Source organism: Microvirga tunisiensis, assembly GCF_009296175.1.
GTDB lineage: Bacteria > Pseudomonadota > Alphaproteobacteria > Rhizobiales > Beijerinckiaceae > Microvirga > Microvirga tunisiensis.
This window is the reverse complement of sequence record NZ_VOSK01000876.1, coordinates 1-901: the sequence shown is the minus strand read 5'-3', so window position 1 is coordinate 901 and position 901 is coordinate 1. Positions and strand designations below refer to the sequence as shown.

1 protein-coding gene is annotated in these 901 nt (G+C 65.6%); it reads right to left on the bottom strand.

Features of this window, described 5'->3' with window-relative positions; genetic code table 11:
* Positions 1 to 21 precede the first annotated feature (21 nt).
* A protein-coding gene (locus FS320_RS51500; protein WP_420846861.1) for an IS5 family transposase occupies positions 22 to 844 on the bottom strand; the annotation gives its coding sequence in 2 pieces (ribosomal slippage) (positions 22 to 495 and positions 497 to 844; 822 coding nt in all).
* Positions 845 to 901: the final 57 nt, after the last annotated feature.

Here is a 901-nt window from a genome sequence, read left to right as displayed (position 1 = left end):
CTAGGGCGTGTCTGCAAAGGGCTATAGCCAGAGCATGATCATGCCGAGGTTGACCATCGCGAGATAGTTGGCGGCGCGCTTCTCGTAGCGTGTGGCGATGCGGCGGAATTGCTTGAGGCGGTTGATCAGGCGCTCGACTTTGTTGCGCTCCCGATACGCCTCACGATCAAAGTTCGGCTGAGAGCGCTGATCCTTGCGGGTCGGGATCACCGGTGAGATACGGCGCTGGCGCAACCGGCGCCGGGCGGTTGGACTGGAATAGCCCTTGTCGCCCGCCAGCCGCCGCGGCCGCAAGCGCGGGCGACCTCGGCCCACGCGGCGGATGGCCCCGCCATCCAGCAGGCCCTCCAGAACAATCTGCTCGTGGCGTTCGCCGCCTGTCAGCACCGCGATGATTGGCTTGCCTCCACCTTCCGCGCGCAGGTGCAGCTTGGTCGAGAACCCTCCCTGCGAGCGGCCCAGAGCTTCGTCTTGCGCCTCACCCCCCGATGGCGCCGGTCCGGCGAGCGCCGGCGGCGTGCTGATGAGCGCGAACAATGGTGGCATCGACAAAGTGCAGGTCCCAGTCGATCTCACCACGGGCATCCGCCTGTTCCTGCAGAGCCGACAGGAGGCGCTGCCAGAGACCAGACTGGCACCAGCGATAGAACCGGCTGGAGACGGTGCCGACCGGGCCATAGCGCTCAGGCAGATCGCGCCAGGGCGCGCCGGTACGCAGAACCCATAGAATGCCGTTCAAGATGGTGCGGTGATGATGGTTGGGCCGCCCTGTTGGCGGCCGCTCGGGCGGCAGAAGCGGCTCAAGGCGCTGCCACTGCCGGTCCGTCAACTCGTAACGTGTCACGTTGGATAAATGGGAACTCCAAGCTCCTCATGGAACCCCTTTGCAGACACGCCCTAG